Raw genomic sequence first — 18,694 nt, 5'->3', positions numbered from 1 at the left:
GACAGGGTCAGGTCGGGACCGGCGGTCACATTGACCAGCACACCACGGGCATCCTCGACGCGCACATCCTCCAGCAGCGGGTTGTTGATGGCCGCCTCGGCCGCCTTCACGGCACGGTCCTCGCCGCTGGCCACACCCACACCCATCAGCGCGTAGCCCTGACAGCTCATGACGGTGCGCACGTCCTCGAAGTCCACATTGATCAGACCCGGACGGGTGATCAGCTCGGAAACGCCCTGCACCGCGCCATGGAGCACTGCATTGGCCTTGTTGAAGCCGTCGGTCAGCTTCATGTTGCCACCGAGCACCTTGATCAGCTTGTCATTGGGAATGACGATCAGCGAATCCACGAACTCGCGCAGCTGACGAATGCCTTCCTCCGCCACCTCACTTCGGCGCTCGAAGTAGAAGGGACGGGAGACCACGCCTACGGTGAGAATGCCCATTTCGCGCGCCGCCTGCGCCACCACGGGTGCCGCGCCGGTGCCGGTGCCGCCGCCCATGCCGGCGGTGATGAACAGCATGTCGGTGCCCTGCAGATGCTGACGAATCTTGTCCAGATCCTGCATGGCCGCCTCACGTCCCTTCTCGGGCCGCGCGCCGGCGCCCAGGCCGCTGGCACCCAGCTGGATGCGCACCGGCACACTCAGATTTTCCAGCGCCTGCGCATCGGTATTGGCGCAGATGAACTCCACCCCCTGTACCTGCTGCTGGGCCATGTAATCGACAGCATTGCTGCCGCCACCGCCCAGACCGATCACCTTGATCACCGGCAGACCCGGCGCCCGTGCTTGCTCCTCGTGCAGTTCAAAACGCATGACACTCTCCTCTTCATTGAGCCTGTCCAACCCCTGATGCGGCGGCCGGCCCGACACCGCCACACCCCAAAATTCATCTGTTCAGATTCTTTCCGCCACCCGCATCACCGCGCTGCGTGAGCGCGGGTTCTCCGCCACTTCCGCCTCGGACGGAAAGACCGCCCTGCCCACCGGTTTCAGGCGCGGGGCACTCACCTCTCGCCCGAAAGGATCAGTCTCTCCCCGACTCAGCGCCCGAATGAAGCGCTTGACCAGTCGATCCTCCAGCGAGTGGAAGCTGATTGCCACCAACCGTCCGCCTGTCCGGAGCACCTCCACCGCCTGGGGCAGCACTGCCTTCAGCGCCTCCAGCTCACCGTTGACGGCAATGCGGATGGCCTGAAAGGTGCGGGTGGCCGGATGCTTGCCCTTCTCCCGCCGCGGCACGACCGTTTCGATCAGTCGCGCCAGCTCCCCTGTCGTATGCAGACCGCCTGCTTCGACCGCCTCCTTGATGGCCCGGGCGATGCGGCCGGAAAACCGTTCCTCGCCATACTCCTTCAGCACCCGCGCCAGTGTCGCCCGATCCACCTCGGCCAGCCACTGACGGGCGCTGACGCCTTCAGCCGGATTCATGCGCATATCCAGCGGCCCGTCACGCAGGAAGCTGAACCCCCGTTCCCGCGCATCCAGCTGGGGCGACGACACGCCCAGATCCAGCAGCACGCCCGCAATCCTCCCCGTCCAGCCCCGGCGCGCCACTTCATCGGCCAGCGCGGTGAAGCTGCCATGAACGATCTCAAAGCGCGGATCGTCCACACGCTGCCGCGCCCAGGCCACCGCCTCGGGATCCCGGTCGAAGGCCAGCAGCCGGCCATCCGCCCCCAGCCTGTCCAGAATGGCCCGGCTGTGTCCGCCACGACCGAATGTGCCATCCACATAAATGCCATCCGGACGCACATTGAGGCCTTCGAGCGCCTCGGAGAGCATGACCGGGTAGTGCGCGCCTTCCATGTCAGATGCTCAGGCTTTCGAGCACTTCCGGCACCGGCTCGTTCTTCACTTCTTCCAGCATGTCCGGACAGGTGGCGTCCCACTTCTCCTGCGGCCAGAGCTCAAGCTTGTTGCCCTGCCCCAGCAGCACCCCCTGCCGCTCCAGCCCCACATGCTCCCGCAACACCGCCGGAAGCAGCACACGCCCCTGGCCATCCATGTCCAGCTCATGGGCAAAACCCACGAACAACCGCTGATAGCGACGCGCCATGGGGTCAATGTTCGGCAGACTCATGATCTTCTGTTCGATCAGTCGCCACTCGTCAAAGGGATACAGCAGCAGACAGGGGCTCTGCAGATCGATGGTGGCCACCAGCGTGCGATTGCCGCTCTGCACGATGGTCTCCCGCAGCCGCTTCGGGATGGCGACCCGCCCCTTCTGGTCGAGACTGACCTGATGCAAGCCACGGAAGAACACTTAAACCACCTGTCACCACTTTTCACCACTTGGCACCACTATATTGACCACCCCTACCCATGTCAACCACCTTGAGGCTTCATTTTTTGCTTTCAGCTCAAACACTTACCGACACCTTCGCAACACGGGACACCATGCACATATTTTGCTGGCGCACCACAAATACCAATCAAGTCAACACCTTGAAGAACATTTACACAGAACCCCATCAGAATCCGAAGAAAAGCAGGTAAAAGCAGAGCACAAGATGTTGTGTGAACAAGAAAAGAAAGACACCAGATGTGAAGTGGTGGGACAAAGTGGGGAGAAAAGCCAGAAAAGGATGGAAAGCGGGCCTGTAAGCCGGGTTCTGTCCTCCTTGCGGAGCGGCAGCCATTCATCTGGGACATGCCTCGCGGCATGCCTCAAGCGACCTACCCGCGCGCGAACCCGAGCCAGGTTCTGCGGCACCAGGCCGCGTGCGCGCCTATTTGGTCTTGCACCGGATGGGGTTTACCCTGCCACGCCTGTTGCCAGGCGCGCGGTGCGCTCTTACCGCACCCTTTCACCCTTGCCTGTGCCTCCTGTCGGAAGCCATCGGCGGTCTGCTCTCTGTGGCACTTTCCGTCGCCTTGCGGCGCCCAGCCGTTAGCTGGCATCCTGCTCTGTGGTGCCCGGACTTTCCTCTGGCGTGAGCCAGCGGCTGCCCGGCCCGCTTTCACAGAAGGTTTATTGTAGCAGATCGCCCGATTTCAAGGCCTGCACCAGCCGGTAGACCCGATTGCGCGGCTGTTCGAAGGTGTCGGCCACGATACCGGCTACCGTCCTGGCCGACAGCCCCGCTTCCAGCAACCGCTGGATCAGCTGCTCGGCCCTGACTTGATCTTCCTCGTCATCACGCTTCGCGGGCCCCAGCAGAATGACCAGTTCTCCCCGCACCTCTTCAGGATGCGCCTGAAAATGACCCAGCACCGCTTCCAGCGTGTCACCCACGAAAGATTCGTGCCGCTTGGTCAGTTCACGTGCCACCACGCAGGCATGCCCGCCGCCCCAGAACCCGATCATGTCGGTCAACGTGGCCACAAGACGATGGGGCGCCTCATAGAAGACCAGCGTGCGCGGCTCGCGACGCAGGGCGGCCAGCCGTTGCCGCCGCGCACCCCCTTTTGTCGGCAGAAATCCTTCGAAGGCGAAGCGGTCCGTCGGCAGACCGGCCGCAGACAGCGCCGCAATCAGCGCGGACGGACCTGGAACGGGGGTCACGCGCACACCCGCCTGTCGCAATCGGGCAACCCATACGGCGCCCGGATCGCTGATCAGCGGTGTGCCCGCATCACTGACCAGTGCGCCCCGCTCCCCCTCAAGCAGGCGCTCAAGCAGCCGTTCGCCACGCTGATGCTCATTGTGGGCGTGCAGACTGATCAACTGCGTCCCGATTCCATAGTGAGCCAGCAGCCGCCGCGTATGGCGCGTGTCTTCCGCCGCCACCCAGTCCACCGAAGCCAGCACCTCCAGCGCCCGCTGCGTAATATCCGCCAGATTGCCGATGGGCGTGGCCACCACGAACAGCTCTCCCCGCGCTTGCACGGAATCGCCCTCCCGCAAGGTTTATAATTGCGCAAACCATACCACAGCGACGCCATGCGACCCATTCATCTTCTTCTGATTCTGCTGGTGCTCATGGCCGGCTGCACCCAACAGCCGGTGCGCAAGCCCGTGCAGGAAAAGGCTGCGGAAAGACCGGCTCTCACCCCGCAACAGCAGCTGGAAGCCCGGGCGCTGCAACAGCGACGGCAGGGTGACCTGCCCGGCCTGACACTCACCCTTGAACAGCTGGCGCCTCTGGTATCCGAGGGTGACCGTCGCGCACTGGCCGTGGCACTGCATGACGCGTGGCGCCGGGCCGATGCGGTGCAGATCGAGGCCGCGTGGGAAAGCGGTGTGCCGGCAGCCGGCGCATGGGCGCTGTATGCGGAGCGCCTGCAGGCGGGAGATGCCGATCCCCTCTCCAGTGTGCGGCTTCTGTTCGACAGCCGGGAAACACCGCTGCTGAGTCTGCTCCGACGGCAAGCTCTCGCCCCCGTCCGGCGCAACCTGGCCGTCCTGCTTCCGCTGAGCGGGCCCTATGCACAGGTGGGCCTGGCCGTGCGCAACGGACTGGTGCGCGCAGCGCTCTCCCCCGCATCACCCGAGCTGACGCTGCGTTTCTACGACACCCACGGTGCGGACATCGACACCCTCTACCAGCAGGCACGGGATGCCGGTGCCGACGTAATCATCGGCCCACTGCTGCCAGACAACATCACTGCCCTGAGCAAAATCAGCACCCTTCCTACCCTGCTGCTCAACCGTCCCGCCAACGGCTTCGGAGACGCCTTTCCCTTCCAGACGCTGAGCGAGGCTGCACAGTTGAATGCCAGACTGAGGCAGGCCAGGATTCGACGCCTCGGCATCCTTTTCGAAGACCATGGCCGCGCCCTCACCCTGCGAAACGCTTTTGCGCGCCTGTGGCTGGCTGATGTGGGCCAGCGTGCCGACTCCGTGCCCCTGCCACACACCAACCGCACCCTGCGCAGCACGCTTGATCAACTGCTGCACGTGGACCGCAGCAAGGCTCGACGCTGGGCGCTCCAGCGTCAGCTGGGGCATCGTCTCGTGTTCGCCCCCCGGGCACGCCACGACCTGCAGGCGCTGCTGCTGCTGACCGACGCCCGACGCACCGCCGTGCTCAACCCCCTGATGAGTTTCTATGACATCGACATTCCCCGCTATGGCAGCAGCCTGCTGATGCCCGAGCGCTTTGACGGCAGACCGCAGCCGGACCTGGCCGGCGTGCGCTTTCCCGCCTTCCCCGCGATGCTGGCACCAGGTGCACTGCCCTCTCCGCTGGAGGCGTGGGGACATGATGCCCTGCAGGTGGCGCTCCACCTCGATCGACGCCATGGCTGTCTGGTTGGCCGCACCGGCCACATTTCCCTGCGGGACCGCATCCATGACAGGCTGCTTCAGTGGCTACAATACTCTTCCCATGGACAACTGACCAAGGACGCACCATGAAGCTCTCACGACTCTCCCGGACACTGCTGTTCACCGCCGCCCTCGGTGGCGCCACACTCACTCTGAGCCAGTGTGCCGCACCGCTCATTCTCGCCGGTGGCGCCGTGGGCATCGGCTACTATCTCGGCTCCGAACGACGGGACACCGACACCATCGCGGAGGACAGCAAGGCCGAACAGCAGATGATCGAGGCCATGCGGGACGCCGGCATCGACATCAACCGCGTCACCGTCACGGTGTACAACCACAAGATGCTGCTGATCGGCCGACTGCCCAGCGAGGATCAGGTGGCACAGCTGACCCGACTGGCACGCAATATTCCCTATGTCACCAAGGTTTACAACCGGGTGAAGGTCGGCCCGCCGCTGTCGGACAGCCAGGCGACCGAAGACGGCCTGCTGGCCGCCAAGGTCAAGGCTGCCCTGGTGGCGGAAAAGGGCCTCAACAGCGCCAGCCTGCACTTCGACGTGTACGACGGCACCGTCTATCTCATGGGGCTGGTCACCCAGGAAGAGGCCCGCAAGGCCATTGCCGCCGTCTCCGGTGTCAAGGGCGTCAGGAAGGTCATCGACGCCATGGACCGTCTCTGACAGCCATGCTGACCCCTCTCCGCCTCGGTCAACACGACATCTATCCGCTGATGCTCGCCCCCATGGCCGGCATCACGGACCGGGTGTTTCGTGACCTGTGCCGCCGCTTCGGCGCCGGCTACGCCGTGGCGGAAATGACCCACAGCAAGCCGGAACTGGTCGGCCGCAGGAAATCCGCCACCCGCGGTGTGGACCCCCATGAGGCCGCCCCGAGGGTGGTGCAGCTTCTGGGTTACGATCCCCGGCAGCTGGCCGAGGCGGCGCGGCATTACACCGAGGCGGGCGCCGACATCATCGACCTCAACCTGGGCTGCCCGGCCAAGAAGGTCTGCCGTGTGGCCGCAGGCTCCGCTCTGATGGGTGACCCGGCAAGGGTGCGTGCCATCTTCGAGGCCATGCGGGCGGCCACTCACCTGCCGCTGACGGTCAAAATGCGCACCGGTCCGGATGACACCCGCCGCAACGCGCCGGAACTGGCCTGGCTGGCGCAGGAGTGTGGCTTCGACATGGTGGTCATCCATGGACGCACCCGCGCCCAGCGCTTTGAGGGCGAGGCGGAGTATGACACCATCGCCGAAGCCTGCCGGCGGGTCAGCATTCCCGTGATCGCCAATGGCGACCTGCGCAGTGCCGGGCAGATCCGCCGCGTGCTCGACCACACCGGCGCGCGGGGGGTGATGATCGGCCGTGCCGCCCTGGGCACACCCTGGCTGTTTGCTCGCCTGCGCGCCGCCCTGGAGGGCAGACCGCTGCCGTTGATCGACCGCAACGTGCAGCTGCGGACGATTCAGGCGCATGTGCGCGGCCTGCACGACCTCTACGGACCGCTCACCGGCCTGCGCATGGCACGCAAGCACTTCGGCTGGTATGCGGCGCACCTGCCGGATGGCGACGCGCTGCGGCGCGCCTTCAACCGGCTGGAGCAGGCCGAGGCGCAGCACGCCTTCATAGAGGAGCTGGCCTCATGAAACCGGCGCCCCTCTCTCTCGGTCAGGCGGTGGAACAGGTGCTGGACGCCTACTTCGAAACCCTTGATGGTCAGGAGGTGGCCAACCTGCACGATCTGGTCACCGGCGAGGTGGAGACCGCCCTCATCCGCTACGTGCTGCGCCGCACCGAGGGCAACCGCAGTCGTGCAGCCCGTCTGCTGGGCATCAACCGCAATACGCTGCATCGCAAGATTACCCTCTACAAGATAACCATTGATCAGGAGTCATCATGAAACCCATCCGTCGCGCCTTGATCAGCGTTTCCGACAAGAACGGCATCGTCGAGTTTGCCCGCGCCCTGCACGATATGGGCGTGGAGATCCTCTCCACCGGCGGCACCCATCGGGTGCTGACCGAAGCCGGCCTGCCGGTCATCGAAGTGTCCGACTACACCGGCTTTCCGGAGATGATGGACGGCCGGGTCAAGACCCTGCATCCCAAAATCCACGGCGGGCTGCTGGGTCGCCGCGGCACGGATGATGAAATCATGGCCGAACATGGCATTCAGCCCATCGACATGGTGGTGGTCAACCTCTACCCCTTCGAGGAGACGGTTGCCCGCCCTGACTGCACGCTGGAAGAGGCGGTGGAGAACATCGACATCGGCGGTCCCACCATGCTGCGTTCAGCGGCCAAGAACCACAAGGACGTGGCCGTGGTCACCGACCCGGCCGACTACGACCGCGTGCTGGAAGAGATGCGGGCCAACGGCGGCGCCCTCTCCTTCGACACCCGCTTCGATCTGGCCATCAAGACCTTCGAGCTCACCGCCCGCTACGACGGCGCCATCGCCAACTGGTTCGGCCGTCTGTTCAACGAAAGCGCCGAGGATCCCTTCCCGCGCACCTTCAACAGCCAGTTCGTCAAGAAGCAGGCGCTCCGCTATGGTGAAAACCCGCATCAGAAGGCCGCCTTCTATGTGGAACGGGCGCAGGAGGAGGCCTCCATCAGCTCCGCCGAACAGCTGCAGGGCAAGGCGCTCTCCTACAACAACATCGCCGACACCGACGCGGCGCTGGAGCTGGTCAAGACCTTCGAGCAGCCCGCCTGCGTCATCGTCAAGCACGCCAACCCCTGCGGCGTGGCCGTGGACGAGAACATCCTCAAGGCCTATGATCGGGCCTTCCGCACCGACCCCACCTCCGCCTTCGGCGGCATCATCGCCTTCAACCGTCCGCTGGATGCCGACACCGCCCGTGCCATCATCGACCGTCAGTTCGTGGAAGTGATCATCGCCCCCGAGGTGAGCGCCGAAGCGCTGGAAGTCACTTCCGCCAAACCCAATGTGCGGGTGCTGGCCTGTGGCACGCTGAACGAACCCGTGCCGGCCTGGGACTTCAAACGGGTCACCGGCGGGCTGCTGGTGCAGGACCGGGATCTGGGCATGGTCAGCCGAGACCAGCTCAGGGTGGTGAGCAGGCGCGCGCCCACCGAACAGGAAATCCACGACCTGCTGTTTGCCTGGAAGGTGGCCAAATTCGTCAAGTCCAACGCCATCGTCTATGCCAAAGAAGGCATGACCATCGGCATCGGCGCCGGGCAGATGAGCCGCGTCTATTCCGCCAAAATTGCCGGCATCAAGGCTGCGGACGAAGGACTGGAGGTGAAAGGCTCCGTAATGGCTTCGGATGCCTTCTTCCCCTTCCGAGACGGCATTGACGCCGCGGCGGAGGCGGGCATCACCGCCGTGATTCACCCCGGCGGTTCCATCCGCGACGAGGAAGTGATCGCCGCCGCTGACGAGCATGGCATGGCCATGGTGCTCACCGGCATGCGTCATTTCCGTCACTGAACGACCACACAGCAAGGAGCACGGCATGAAAGTCATGATCATCGGGGGCGGCGGGCGTGAGCATGCGCTGGCATGGAAAGCCGCCCAGTCGCCCAGCGTGGACAGGGTCTATGTAGCCCCGGGCAATGCGGGCACGGCGCTGGAGCCGAACATGGAAAACGTGGCCATTGACGCCACCGACATTGACGCACTGGTGGCCTTCGCCCGGGACAACGCCATTGATCTCACCATTGTCGGCCCGGAAGCACCGCTGGTGCTGGGCGTGGTGGACGCCTTCAACGAGGCCGGTCTGAAATGTTTCGGTCCGACGAAGAAGGCCGCACAGCTGGAAGGCTCCAAGGCCTTCACCAAGGACTTTCTCGCCAAATACGACATTCCCACCGCCGACTACGCCGTCTTCACCGAAATCGACCCGGCCATCGCCTACATCCGCAAGAAAGGCGCGCCCATCGTGGTCAAGGCCGACGGGCTGGCAGCGGGCAAAGGCGTCATCCTCGCCCAGACCGAGGAAGAAGCCGAAGCGGCCGTGCGCGACATGCTGGCCGGCAACAGATTTGGTGAAGCGGGCAGTCGCGTCGTCATTGAGGAATTCCTGACCGGCGAAGAAGCCAGCTTCATCGTCATGGCCGACGGCGAGCATGTCATCGCCATGGCCACCAGCCAGGACCACAAGGCCCGTGATGACGGCGACACCGGCCCCAACACCGGCGGCATGGGCGCCTACTCCCCGGCGCCGGTGGTCACGCCCGAAATTCACGAACGCATCATGAATGAGGTGATCTGGCCCACCCTGCGCGGCATGCAGCGGGAAGGCGCGCCCTACACCGGTTTTCTCTACGCCGGCCTGATGATCGCTCCGGACGGCACACCCAAGGTGCTGGAATTCAACTGCCGCTTCGGCGACCCGGAAACCCAGCCGATCATGATGCGCATGCGCTCCGATCTGGTGACGCTGGTGGAAGCGGCGCTGGAAGGCAGACTCGATCAGCACGAGACCGAATGGGATCCCCGCGCCGCGCTGGGCGTGGTCATGGCCGCCGGCGGCTATCCCGACGGCTACCGCAAGGGCGATGTCATCGAAGGGCTGGAAGATGTGGCCGACATGGCAGACGTCAAGGTCTTCCATGCGGGCACGAAACTGTCCGAAGACGGCAAGGTGCTCACCAACGGCGGACGGGTACTGTGCGTCACCGCACTGGGTGAGACGGTCTCCGAAGCACAGAAGCGTGCCTATGAGGCGGTGGCCCGCATCCACTGGCCGGACGAATACCACCGCAGCGACATTGGTCATCGCGCCATAGCGCGGGAACAGGGTCAGGCCTGACCGCCCCGCCGCAGTCCGTCACCGGGCCGGCCTCGTGCCGGCCTTTTTCGTTGCGACGTTCAACCTGAACGACGGCGCGAGGGATGATCCATGCGCCAGATACCCCAGAGGCCGATGCCGCCCAGCAGTACCGGCGGCAGCAGCACGCCCAGCCATATCGGCCAGCCATAGACCAGCGCCATGTTGCCCGCCACCTGACTGAGGTAGTGATAGCCCAGTCCCAGCAGCACACCCACGAAGATGCGCTGGCCCATGCTGCTCTGGCGGATGGAGCCGAACACCAGCGGAAAGACGATGGTCACCATGGCGATCAGCGTCAGCGGCAGGGTCAGCTTGCGCCACAGCGCCAGCCGGAAAGGCGCCGTATCCAGCCGGTTGGCCTCGAGAAAGGCGATCTGATGACGCAGATCGCTGATCCCCATGTAGCGGGTGTCCACCTGCATCACCGTGAGCATCTCGGGCGCCACCGTGAGCGTCACCCACAGCTGTTTCAGGCGCTGATGACGCACCTCGAGCCGGGTGGCGGGCACCGCCTGCGCCCACTGGGGCGGCGTGCCGGCTGCCGGCACCAGACGGTAGCGCCAGATCTCCGGCTGGTTCAGGCGCCACTGTCGCTTCGTCTCATCCCAGCGTGCCTGACGGGCATGCACCCGGCGCTGCACACCGCCCCGCCCCATGTCGAACAGGGTGACATCCGCCAGAGTGCGGGCATCCAGCACGCTGCGGGCATGCACCACCCGCTCCCCATCGGGCAGCTTCTGACGCAGCCACACGCCCTGATCGGAGCCGATGGAGAAGTTGCGGTGCAGCGCTTCCGCGCGCATCTTCTTGGCGTAGGCCTCGCTGGGCGGTCCCACATACTCGCCCACCGCCACCATCACCAGCGCAAACAGCAGCACGCTCTTGAGCACGCCCCACCAGATCCGCGCCACCGACCAGCCGGTGGCGCGCAGAATGGTCAGCTCGCTGCGGGCGGCCAGCGCTCCCAATCCCATGAGCGTGCCGATCAGCAGCGCCACGGGAAAGACTTCATAGCCATACACCGGCAGCTTGAGCAGGGTGTAGAGCAGGCCCTTCTCCAGCGTGTAGCTCTCATTGAGCTTGCCCAGCTGGATGCTCAGCTCCACGAACCCCAGCACCACCAGCAGCACCGCCAGCACCACCAGCGTGTGCACGATGGCCACCCGGCCCAGATAGCGCTCAATCAGCAACCAGCGCATCATCGCCGCCGCCCCCACTGCCACAACACCACGATGGCCGCCGCCGGCAGCGCCCAGAGCGCCACCACCCAGCGGGTGTCGCCGTGATGCACCCGATCCTGAAACAGGGTCATCAGCTGAAAGTAGAGCACATAGACCAGCAGCGCATAGAAGACGCGGGCGAAGCGCCCCTCTCGTGGCCGGGTGCGGCTGGCCGCCAGTCCCAGCAGCGCCATGGCCACCACCGTCAGCGGCGCGGTCAGCTTCTGATGCAGCAGGGCCTGCGCCGGCGGCGCCGGATTCTTCCACAGTTGCGGCAGGGTCATTTCACGATCGCTGCGACGCGGCATGCGTGCCGACAATTGAGGGACGAAGCCCTCGAAGCGCTCGAAGTGACGCAGCGTGGTGGTGCCGTCCGCCTGCCGGCTCAGCGCCCAGGCATCATCCAGCTGCACCGCCACCCGCTCCCCACGGGTCACCAGCCGTCCCCGCGGGGCGGTGACCACAAGCTCCTGGGTCGAGAGCGGATAGCGCAGCCACACCTGCCGCAACTGGCCGTCCCGGGTCAGCGCCGCGGCGTAGAAGACGCCCGCCTCGCCCAGTGGATTGAAACGACCCGGGCGCACGGCGGCAAAGGGCGCCGTGGCCTTGGCATGCACCAGCGACAGGCGCGCCTTCTGGGTGCTCAGGGGGGCCAGCCAGCCGTCATTGAACAGTGTCAGCGCGGCAATCGGCAGGGCGAACAGCAGCACCCGCCGGCGAAAGGCGTCCAGCCCCACCCCGCAGCTGTGCCACACCACCATCTCCTGATCCTGATACCAGCGCCCGAAGGTGAGCAGCACGCCCAGCAGCACGGTCACCGGCAGCACCACCTCCAGCGCCGGCGGCAACCGGTAGAGCAGCTGCAACCCCAGCAACGACGGCGGCAGGCCGCCCTGCACCGCCATCTGCAGCAGCTGGCCCACCTGGGTGCCGAAGATGATCAGTACCAGCACCAGCGCCACGGCCAGCCAGGTGAGCGTCAGTTCAGAAAACAGATGGCGATCGAGAATCCGCATCAATGGGGCAGGTCTATATAATGGAGCAAATCGACGCTCATTATAGATAAGGGGATAGAACGCCATGAAACAGATCCAGTTCCACTGCCAGCCGACCGCACCGCAGGAGGCCGACACGCTGGTGCTGCCGGTCACCAAAGATCAGCGACCTCAAGAGCTCTACGCTCGGTTCGGTCTTGAAGACCGCATCGAACAGCTGATCGAGGCCGGCGACTTCGAGCCGGAAAACGGCCGCACGCTGGTACTGTTCGATGCGCCCGCCCCTTTCCGCCGCGTGCTGCTGGTGGGCGCCGGCGAACGGGAACCCATGACGCCGAAGCGCTACCTGGACATGCTCGGCGCCGCCGCCACCGCCCTGGACCACAGTGGTGCCGTGCACGCCTTCAGCACCCTCAACACCCTGCATCCGCTGGAGGCGGACGCCGACTGGGCGCTCTATCACAACGCCCTGCAGCTGCAGCGCAGCTTCTACGACTACGAGCACGAAAGCCGCGGCGACCGCCCGGAGCGGGATCCGAAGCTTGCGCAGGTCACCTTCATGGAAGAAGACGGCGAGCAACGGCGGCGGGTGCTGGCCGAGGCACGCGCCACCGCGCTGGGCATGAACCTGACCCGTGATCTGGCCAACCTGCCGCCCAACATCTGCACACCCCAGTATCTGGCCGACACGGCGCTGGGGCTGGCCGAGCGCTACGGCTTCGAAGTGGAAGTGCTGGAACGCGAGGACATGGAACGGCTCGGCATGGGCGCGCTGCTGGCGGTCGCGCGTGGCTCCGAAGCGCCGCCCAAGCTGATCACCCTGCGCTACAACGGTGCCGGTGATGCCGCGCCCATCGCCCTGGTAGGCAAGGGCGTCACCTTCGACTCCGGCGGCATCAGCCTCAAGCCGGGCGCCGGCATGGACGAGATGAAATACGACATGAGCGGCGCCGCCGCCGTGCTGGGCACCTTCCAGGCCCTGGGCGAGCTCAGGCCGGCGCTCAATGTGGTCGCCGTCATCCCGGCCACGGAAAACATGCCTTCCGGCAAGGCCGCCAAGCCCGGAGACGTGATCCGTTCCCTCTCCGGCAAGACCATCGAAATCCTCAACACTGACGCCGAGGGCCGGCTGATCCTCTGCGACGCGCTCACCTACGCGCAGCGCACCTTCAAGCCGGCACAGGTGGTGGATCTGGCCACGCTGACCGGCGCCTGCATCATCGCCCTGGGCCATCACATCAGCGGACTGATGAGCAATGATGACGCGCTGGCGGAACGTCTCGGCGAGGCGGGCGAATGGACCTACGACCGTCTGTGGCGCCTGCCCCTGTCGGAGGAATACGACCAGCAGCTCAAGTCCAACTTCGCAGACATGGCCAACATCGGCGGACGTCCGGCAGGCACCATCACCGCTGGCCAGTTCCTGGCCCGCTTCATCGAGGACGGACGCCCGTGGGCCCATCTGGACATCGCCGGCACCGCCTGGGTCAGTGGCGAGAAGAAGGGCGCCACCGGTCGCCCGGTGCCCACGCTGGTGCGCTGGCTGATGGCGCAGGCCCGCTGACCGACGCATGCGGCTGGAGTTCCACGTTCTCGACACCACCGCGCCCCGGGCGCGGCTCGCCCATCTGATCCGGCTGCTGGAACGCCTGTGGCCGGAACACCCCTGTGATGTGCGTCTGCCGGACGGGGACGCCGCCCGGCGGCTCGACCTGCAGCTGTGGCGCCTTGCACCCGAGGCCTTTCTGCCCCACGCCCTCGGCGAGGAGGCCCCACAGGCGCACATCCGCCTCTGGGGCGAAACGGTGCCCGCCCACGGCACGGTTCTTGTTAACCTGCATCCGCAGCTGTGCGCTCACTGGCGAGGGTATGAGCATGTCATCGAGCTGCTCGACCAGTCGCCGGAGCTGCTTGAACGGGGACGCGACCGCTGGCGCGCCTACCGAGCCGCCGGCGTCACCCCCACCCTGATCAAACCGGAGGAGGCAACCGCATGAATCTCGACATTACCGACCTGCTCACCTTCTGCGTGCAGGAAGGCGGCTCCGACCTGCACATTTCCGCCGGCGAGCCGCCCATGATCCGCCGCTACGGCGACATCGTGAAGGTGGAGATCCCCCCGCTGGAACCCACCGAGGCGCGCACGCTGCTGTATGACATCATGAACGACAAGCAACGCCAGCTGTTCGAGGAGCACCTGGAGCTGGACTTCTCCTTCAGCGTGCCCAACGTGGCCCGTTTCCGTGCCAACATCTACATGCAGCAGCGCGGCCTGGCCGGTGCCTTCCGCGTCATTCCGGAAAAGATCCGCTCCATGGAGGAGCTGGGCGCGCCGGAGGTGTTCAAGAAGCTGGCGCGCATGCCGCGGGGACTGGTGCTGGTCACAGGCCCCACCGGCTCCGGTAAGTCCACCACGCTCGCGTCCATCATCGAATACATCAACCAGAACATGGCCCACCACATTCTCACCATCGAGGATCCGGTGGAATTCATCTACGAGCCCAAGCGCTCGCTGATCAACCAGCGGGAGGTGGGCAGCGACACCCACGCCTTCTCCAACGCCCTGCGCGCCGCCCTGCGGGAAGACCCGGACGTGATCCTCATCGGCGAGATGCGCGATCTGGAAACCATCTCGCTGGCGCTGACCGCCGCCGAAACCGGCCACCTGGTCTTCGGCACCCTGCACACCAACTCCGCTCCCAAGACGGTGGACCGTATCGTGGACTCCTTCCCGGGCAACGAGAAGGCCATGGTGCGCGCCATGCTGTCGGAGTCCCTGCAGGGGGTCATCTCCCAGACGCTGCTCAAGCGTGCCGATGGCAAGGGCCGCGTGGCCGCCTACGAGGTCATGCTGGGCACGCCCGCCGTGCGCAACCTGATCCGCGAGGACAAGGTACCGCAGCTGAGTTCGGTCATCCAGACCTCCACCAATATCGGCATGCAGACCCTCGGCCAGCACCTGAAGAAACTGGTGGCCGAAGGCATCGTCACCGAGGAAGAAGCCCTCTCCAAGGTGGGCGACAAGGCCATGTTCAGCTGAGAGGAGTGAGCCATGAGCGTAGAACTGACCCCGGACGAGGCCCGGGCGGCGCTGGAAGAGGCGCTGGTCGCCCTGCTGGAGCGCAACGGCTCCGACCTCTACATCGAAGCGGGCGCGCCGGTGGCCCTGCGCGTCAACGGCGAGGTGGAATACCTCAGCGAAGACCGTCTGCCGCCCCAGTTCGCCACCACGCTGGTGCGCTCCAGCATGAATGACGAACAGTGGAAACAGTTCAACGAGACTCTGGAGCTCAACTACGCCTACTCCATTCCGGGCAAGGGCCGCTGGCGCATGAACGCCTTCATCCAGCGGGGCACGCCCGCGCTGGTGGCGCGCACCATCAAGAGCAACATTCCCACCGTGGATGAGCTGGGCCTGCCGCCGGTGCTCAAGGACCTGATCATGCGCAAGCAGGGGCTGATCCTGTTCGTGGGCGGCACCGGCACGGGCAAATCCACCTCGCTGGCCAGCCTGATCGACTACCGCAACCGCAACGCCTCCGGCCACATCATCACCATTGAAGACCCCATCGAGTTCGTCCACCACCACCAGCGCTCCATCGTCTCCCAGCGCGAAGTGGGCATGGACACCCGAAGCTACTTCGACGCCCTCAAGAACACCCTGCGTCAGGCGCCGGACGTGATCATGATCGGCGAGATCCGCGATCAGGAGAACATGGAGCACGCCATCAACTTCGCCGAGACCGGCCACCTGTGCCTGTCCACCCTGCATGCCAACAACGCCAACCAGGCGCTTGACCGCATCATCAACTTCTTCCCCACAGACAAGCGCAACCAGCTGCTGATGGACCTGTCGTTCAACCTGCTGGCGGTCATCTCCCAGCGGCTGGTGCCGCGCAAGGATGGCGGACGCGTGGCGGCAATGGAAATCCTCATCCGCACCCCACGCGTGGCCGACCTCATCTTCAAGGGCGACATCCCCGCGCTCAAGGAGACCATGGCCGCCAGCACCGACTCCGGCATGCAGACCTTCGACCAGCACCTGTTCCAGCTGTTCGATCAGGGCATCATCACCGCCGAGGACGCCCTGCGCTTTGCCGACTCCCCCAACGACGTACGCCTGCAGATCAAGCTGGCCGGCAAACTGCCGCGGGAGCTGCAGAACGAAGAGTTCATCAACCGGGGCTTCTGAGCCATGATACGCGCCTGGATGCTGGCCGCCCTGCTGCCGGCCGCGGTCTCCGCCGCGCCTGCCGATCACCGTGATGGGCCGGGCAGCGCAGTTTCCGACCGTGCCATGACAGCGCCAACGGAGGAACGCGCCCGTACCCGTAACCGTCACCACAAGGCGTCGGCAACCTCCGCACGCTTCTGCCGGGCGCTGGCGCGCAAACTGCGCACCGTCACCTATGCCGGCTGCCACGCCCTCTCTCTTGAGCCGAGCGGCGCACGCAGCGTGCAGGGCCGTCCACTGATGATCCGCCGGCTCGATCCGGCCGGTGCCGGCCACGGCCGCGTCCTGTTCATCGGCGGCATCCACGGGGACGAATGGGCCGCCGTCAGCCTCACCTACCTGTGGCTGCAAGCGCTGCTGCGTCATCCCGATCAGCTGCACCACCAGTGGCTGTTCGTCCCGGTGGCCAACCCGGACGGCCTGCTGCGCCGCCCCTCCCGACGCACCAACGCCCACGGCGTGGACCTCAACCGCAACTTCCCCAGCCCCGACTGGCGGCAGCAGGCTCATCACTGGTGGACCCGCTACAAACGGCGCAACCCCCGCTACTACCCGGGCCCCGCCCCCGCCTCCGAGCCGGAGACCCGCTATCTGGTGCAGCTGATCCATGACTGGAAGCCCGATGTCATCATCAGCCTGCACGCCCCGTGGAACCTGCTCGACTATGACGGCCCGGAGCACGCCGTCCCCCAGAAGCTGGGCCGGCTGCGTCTGCGCCAGCTGGGCACCTATCCCGGCTCCCTCGGCCGCTACGCCGGCGAATACCTGAAGATCCCGGTGCTCACCATCGAACTGAAAAGCGCCGCGCGCATGCCCGACAAAAGGGAAATCGCCGCCATGCAGGCCGACCTGGACCGCTGGATCGAACACACCCTGCGTGCGCCGCTTGCAAAAGCCGCCGACCATCCCCACAAAAACGATAAGATGAACCCGACCACACTCACAGCCGAAAGGAGCGAAGCACCATGAAAAAAACCTGGATTGTCGTTGCCGACAGCGCTCACGCCCGCCTGTTCACCGCCGAAACCCCCACCTCTGGACTGACCGAACTGGAAGATCTGGTGCACCTGCAGGCCCGCATGCATGATCAGGACCTGACCACCGACGGCCCCGGCCGCCACAGCAACGACACCGGCGTGGGCGCCCACGGTTACGAACCCAAGGTTACTCCCAGCGAAGAAGAGGCCATCCGCTTCGCCAAGGAGCTGGCGAAGGAGCTCTATCAGGCCTTCCACGCCCACAAGTTCGAACAGCTGATCATCGTCGCCGCACCCCGCTTCCTCGGCCATCTGCGCAACGCACTGGACAAGAACGTGGCCAGGGTGGTCAGCCTGGAAGTGGCCAAGGATCTGGTCAACGAAAAACCGGAAGAGATCCGCAAACACCTGCCCGAATACCTGCCGCAGCTGTAAACGGCCGTTTCTCCATTCCGCCTCGCGCCCGGCCCATGCCGGGCGTTTTCATGTCAAGCCGCCGAAAAAACCCCTGTCGCACGCCCCGGAGCGATCTTTCCACACACACCACGCCGCAACGCCGAAAAATTGAGGGAGACCCCGTCCCGAAAGGGCGCAAATGGGCATAAACCGGCTTTTCGCTGGAGTTGTCGGCACCGCCACCGGCGCATCAAGGCGGCGCACCGCAAAAATGGGGGAGACCCCGTTCCCCCAGCGCTCTGGCGGGTTTCGAGGGGGGTTGTTCGGCATTTTTCCGATGCGCGCCCCGGCGGCCAGAAGCCGATCCTGCAAAAACGGGGGAGACCCCGTCCAAAGGTGCGTCAGCAGTGCAAACCCGGCTTATCGCCGGGATTTTTCCACACCGCCGCCGGCGCGCCAACGCGGCGCACCGTAAAAATGGGGGAGACCCCGTTCTCCGGGCACTCTGGCGAGTTTCCAGCGGCTTTTTCGGCATTTTTCCGATGCGCGTCCCGGCGGCCAGAAGCCGACCCTGTAAAAATGGGGGAGCCCCCATCCAGAAGAGGCGTCTGCGGTCCAAACCGGCTTTTTTGCGGGAATTTTCCGCACCACCGCCGACGCGCCAGCGCAGCACATCGCAAAATCAGGGGAGACCCCGTCCCGCCGTCGCCAGCAGACTCAGCCTGCGGTCAGCAGGCCATCGTAGCGACCATCGGCGTAGAGGCGATAGCCGTGCAGGGACGCCCGCCGCACCACATACTGATCCTCATACCACAGGGGCACCATGGCCACGGTATCGGCCAGTCGACGCTG

Annotated in this window: 18 protein-coding genes and 1 other RNA gene; 12 read left to right on the top strand and 7 right to left on the bottom strand. The window is 65.3% G+C overall.

All coding sequences use genetic code 11. The features are described from left to right. The 5 genes from ftsZ to rsmI form a co-directional block, all read right to left on the bottom strand. Positions 1-818: cell division protein FtsZ (gene ftsZ / locus F8K16_RS00415; protein ID WP_294945414.1), on the bottom strand; the 818-nt coding region annotated here is incomplete at its 3' end. Positions 819-899: 81 nt separating this feature from the next. After that, entirely contained in the window at positions 900-1,811 is a 912-nt protein-coding gene (rsmH, locus tag F8K16_RS00410) for a 16S rRNA (cytosine(1402)-N(4))-methyltransferase RsmH (RefSeq protein WP_294945411.1), read from the bottom strand. A 1-nt stretch (position 1,812) separates the two neighbouring features. Further along, on the bottom strand, positions 1,813-2,268 hold the full coding sequence (gene mraZ, locus F8K16_RS00405; RefSeq protein WP_294945408.1) for a division/cell wall cluster transcriptional repressor MraZ: 456 nt from the start codon (positions 2,266-2,268) through the stop codon (positions 1,813-1,815). Between the two features lie 322 nt (positions 2,269-2,590). Beyond that, an RNA gene (gene rnpB, locus F8K16_RS00400) (RNase P RNA component class A) lies at positions 2,591-2,966 on the bottom strand. A 10-nt stretch (positions 2,967-2,976) separates the two neighbouring features. After that, positions 2,977-3,834, bottom strand: a complete 858-nt coding sequence (gene rsmI / locus F8K16_RS00395; RefSeq protein ID WP_294945404.1) for a 16S rRNA (cytidine(1402)-2'-O)-methyltransferase — start codon at positions 3,832-3,834, stop codon at positions 2,977-2,979. A gap of 27 nt (positions 3,835-3,861) precedes the next feature. Here rsmI and F8K16_RS00390 point away from each other — a divergent pair, with 27 nt between their 5' ends. The 6 genes from F8K16_RS00390 to purD are packed head-to-tail and all read left to right on the top strand — an operon-like array spanning position 3,862 to position 9,999. Further along, positions 3,862-5,304 (top strand): penicillin-binding protein activator, encoded by a 1,443-nt coding sequence (locus tag F8K16_RS00390; RefSeq protein ID WP_294945402.1) that lies wholly within the window; start codon positions 3,862-3,864, stop codon positions 5,302-5,304. Further along, the gene (locus tag F8K16_RS00385; protein ID WP_294945399.1) at positions 5,301-5,894 is read left to right on the top strand and encodes a BON domain-containing protein; all 594 of its coding nucleotides are present in this window, start codon (positions 5,301-5,303) and stop codon (positions 5,892-5,894) included. The genes F8K16_RS00390 and F8K16_RS00385 overlap by 4 nt, the downstream gene beginning before the upstream one ends. A gap of 5 nt (positions 5,895-5,899) precedes the next feature. Continuing rightward, complete coding sequence (dusB, locus tag F8K16_RS00380) at positions 5,900-6,862, top strand: tRNA dihydrouridine synthase DusB (RefSeq protein ID WP_294945396.1); 963 nt, start codon at positions 5,900-5,902, stop codon at positions 6,860-6,862. Then, positions 6,859-7,116 (top strand): helix-turn-helix domain-containing protein, encoded by a 258-nt coding sequence (locus F8K16_RS00375; RefSeq protein WP_294945393.1) that lies wholly within the window; start codon positions 6,859-6,861, stop codon positions 7,114-7,116. Before dusB ends, F8K16_RS00375 begins: the two co-directional genes overlap by 4 nt. Continuing rightward, a complete protein-coding gene (gene purH / locus F8K16_RS00370; RefSeq protein WP_294945390.1) occupies positions 7,113-8,675 on the top strand; it encodes a bifunctional phosphoribosylaminoimidazolecarboxamide formyltransferase/IMP cyclohydrolase in 1,563 nt (520 codons plus the stop codon). Before F8K16_RS00375 ends, purH begins: the two co-directional genes overlap by 4 nt. A 25-nt stretch (positions 8,676-8,700) precedes the next feature. Next, positions 8,701-9,999 carry a phosphoribosylamine--glycine ligase gene (gene purD / locus F8K16_RS00365; protein WP_294945387.1) on the top strand — a complete coding sequence of 433 codons (1,299 nt, stop codon included), beginning with the start codon at positions 8,701-8,703 and terminating at the stop codon, positions 9,997-9,999. A 59-nt stretch (positions 10,000-10,058) separates the two neighbouring features. On the opposite strand, the gene lptG is transcribed toward purD, so the two are convergent. Then, positions 10,059-11,222: an LPS export ABC transporter permease LptG gene (lptG, locus tag F8K16_RS00360; RefSeq protein WP_294945384.1), complete on the bottom strand. Its 1,164-nt coding sequence runs from the start codon at positions 11,220-11,222 to the stop codon at positions 10,059-10,061. Continuing rightward, entirely contained in the window at positions 11,219-12,256 is a 1,038-nt protein-coding gene (gene lptF, locus F8K16_RS00355; RefSeq protein WP_294945381.1) for an LPS export ABC transporter permease LptF, read from the bottom strand. Before lptF ends, lptG begins: the two co-directional genes overlap by 4 nt. 64 nt (positions 12,257-12,320) lie before the next feature. Here lptF and F8K16_RS00350 point away from each other — a divergent pair, with 64 nt between their 5' ends. Genes F8K16_RS00350 through F8K16_RS00325 form a run of 6 tightly spaced genes read left to right on the top strand, consistent with a single transcriptional unit; the run spans position 12,321 to position 17,881 of the window. Then, positions 12,321-13,799, top strand: coding sequence for a leucyl aminopeptidase (locus F8K16_RS00350; protein WP_294945378.1), 1,479 nt, complete (start codon positions 12,321-12,323; stop codon positions 13,797-13,799). A gap of 7 nt (positions 13,800-13,806) precedes the next feature. Next, positions 13,807-14,232, top strand: coding sequence for a DNA polymerase III subunit chi (locus F8K16_RS00345; protein WP_294945376.1), 426 nt, complete (start codon positions 13,807-13,809; stop codon positions 14,230-14,232). Beyond that, complete coding sequence (locus F8K16_RS00340) at positions 14,229-15,275, top strand: type IV pilus twitching motility protein PilT (RefSeq protein ID WP_294945373.1); 1,047 nt, start codon at positions 14,229-14,231, stop codon at positions 15,273-15,275. Before F8K16_RS00345 ends, F8K16_RS00340 begins: the two co-directional genes overlap by 4 nt. A 12-nt stretch (positions 15,276-15,287) precedes the next feature. Continuing rightward, positions 15,288-16,427 carry a PilT/PilU family type 4a pilus ATPase gene (locus F8K16_RS00335; RefSeq protein WP_294945370.1) on the top strand — a complete coding sequence of 380 codons (1,140 nt, stop codon included), beginning with the start codon at positions 15,288-15,290 and terminating at the stop codon, positions 16,425-16,427. 3 nt (positions 16,428-16,430) lie between these two features. Beyond that, positions 16,431-17,438, top strand: a complete 1,008-nt coding sequence (locus F8K16_RS00330) for a M14 family zinc carboxypeptidase (RefSeq protein WP_294945368.1) — start codon at positions 16,431-16,433, stop codon at positions 17,436-17,438. Then, positions 17,435-17,881 (top strand): host attachment protein, encoded by a 447-nt coding sequence (locus F8K16_RS00325; protein WP_294945366.1) that lies wholly within the window; start codon positions 17,435-17,437, stop codon positions 17,879-17,881. Before F8K16_RS00330 ends, F8K16_RS00325 begins: the two co-directional genes overlap by 4 nt. The last annotated feature ends 813 nt before the right edge of the window (positions 17,882-18,694 follow it).

It is taken from the genome of Sulfurivirga sp., assembly GCF_015490265.1.
Classification (GTDB): domain Bacteria; phylum Pseudomonadota; class Gammaproteobacteria; order Thiomicrospirales; family Thiomicrospiraceae; genus Sulfurivirga.
The sequence above is the reverse complement of the archived record's forward strand: the minus strand, read 5'-3'. Positions and strand labels throughout refer to the sequence as shown.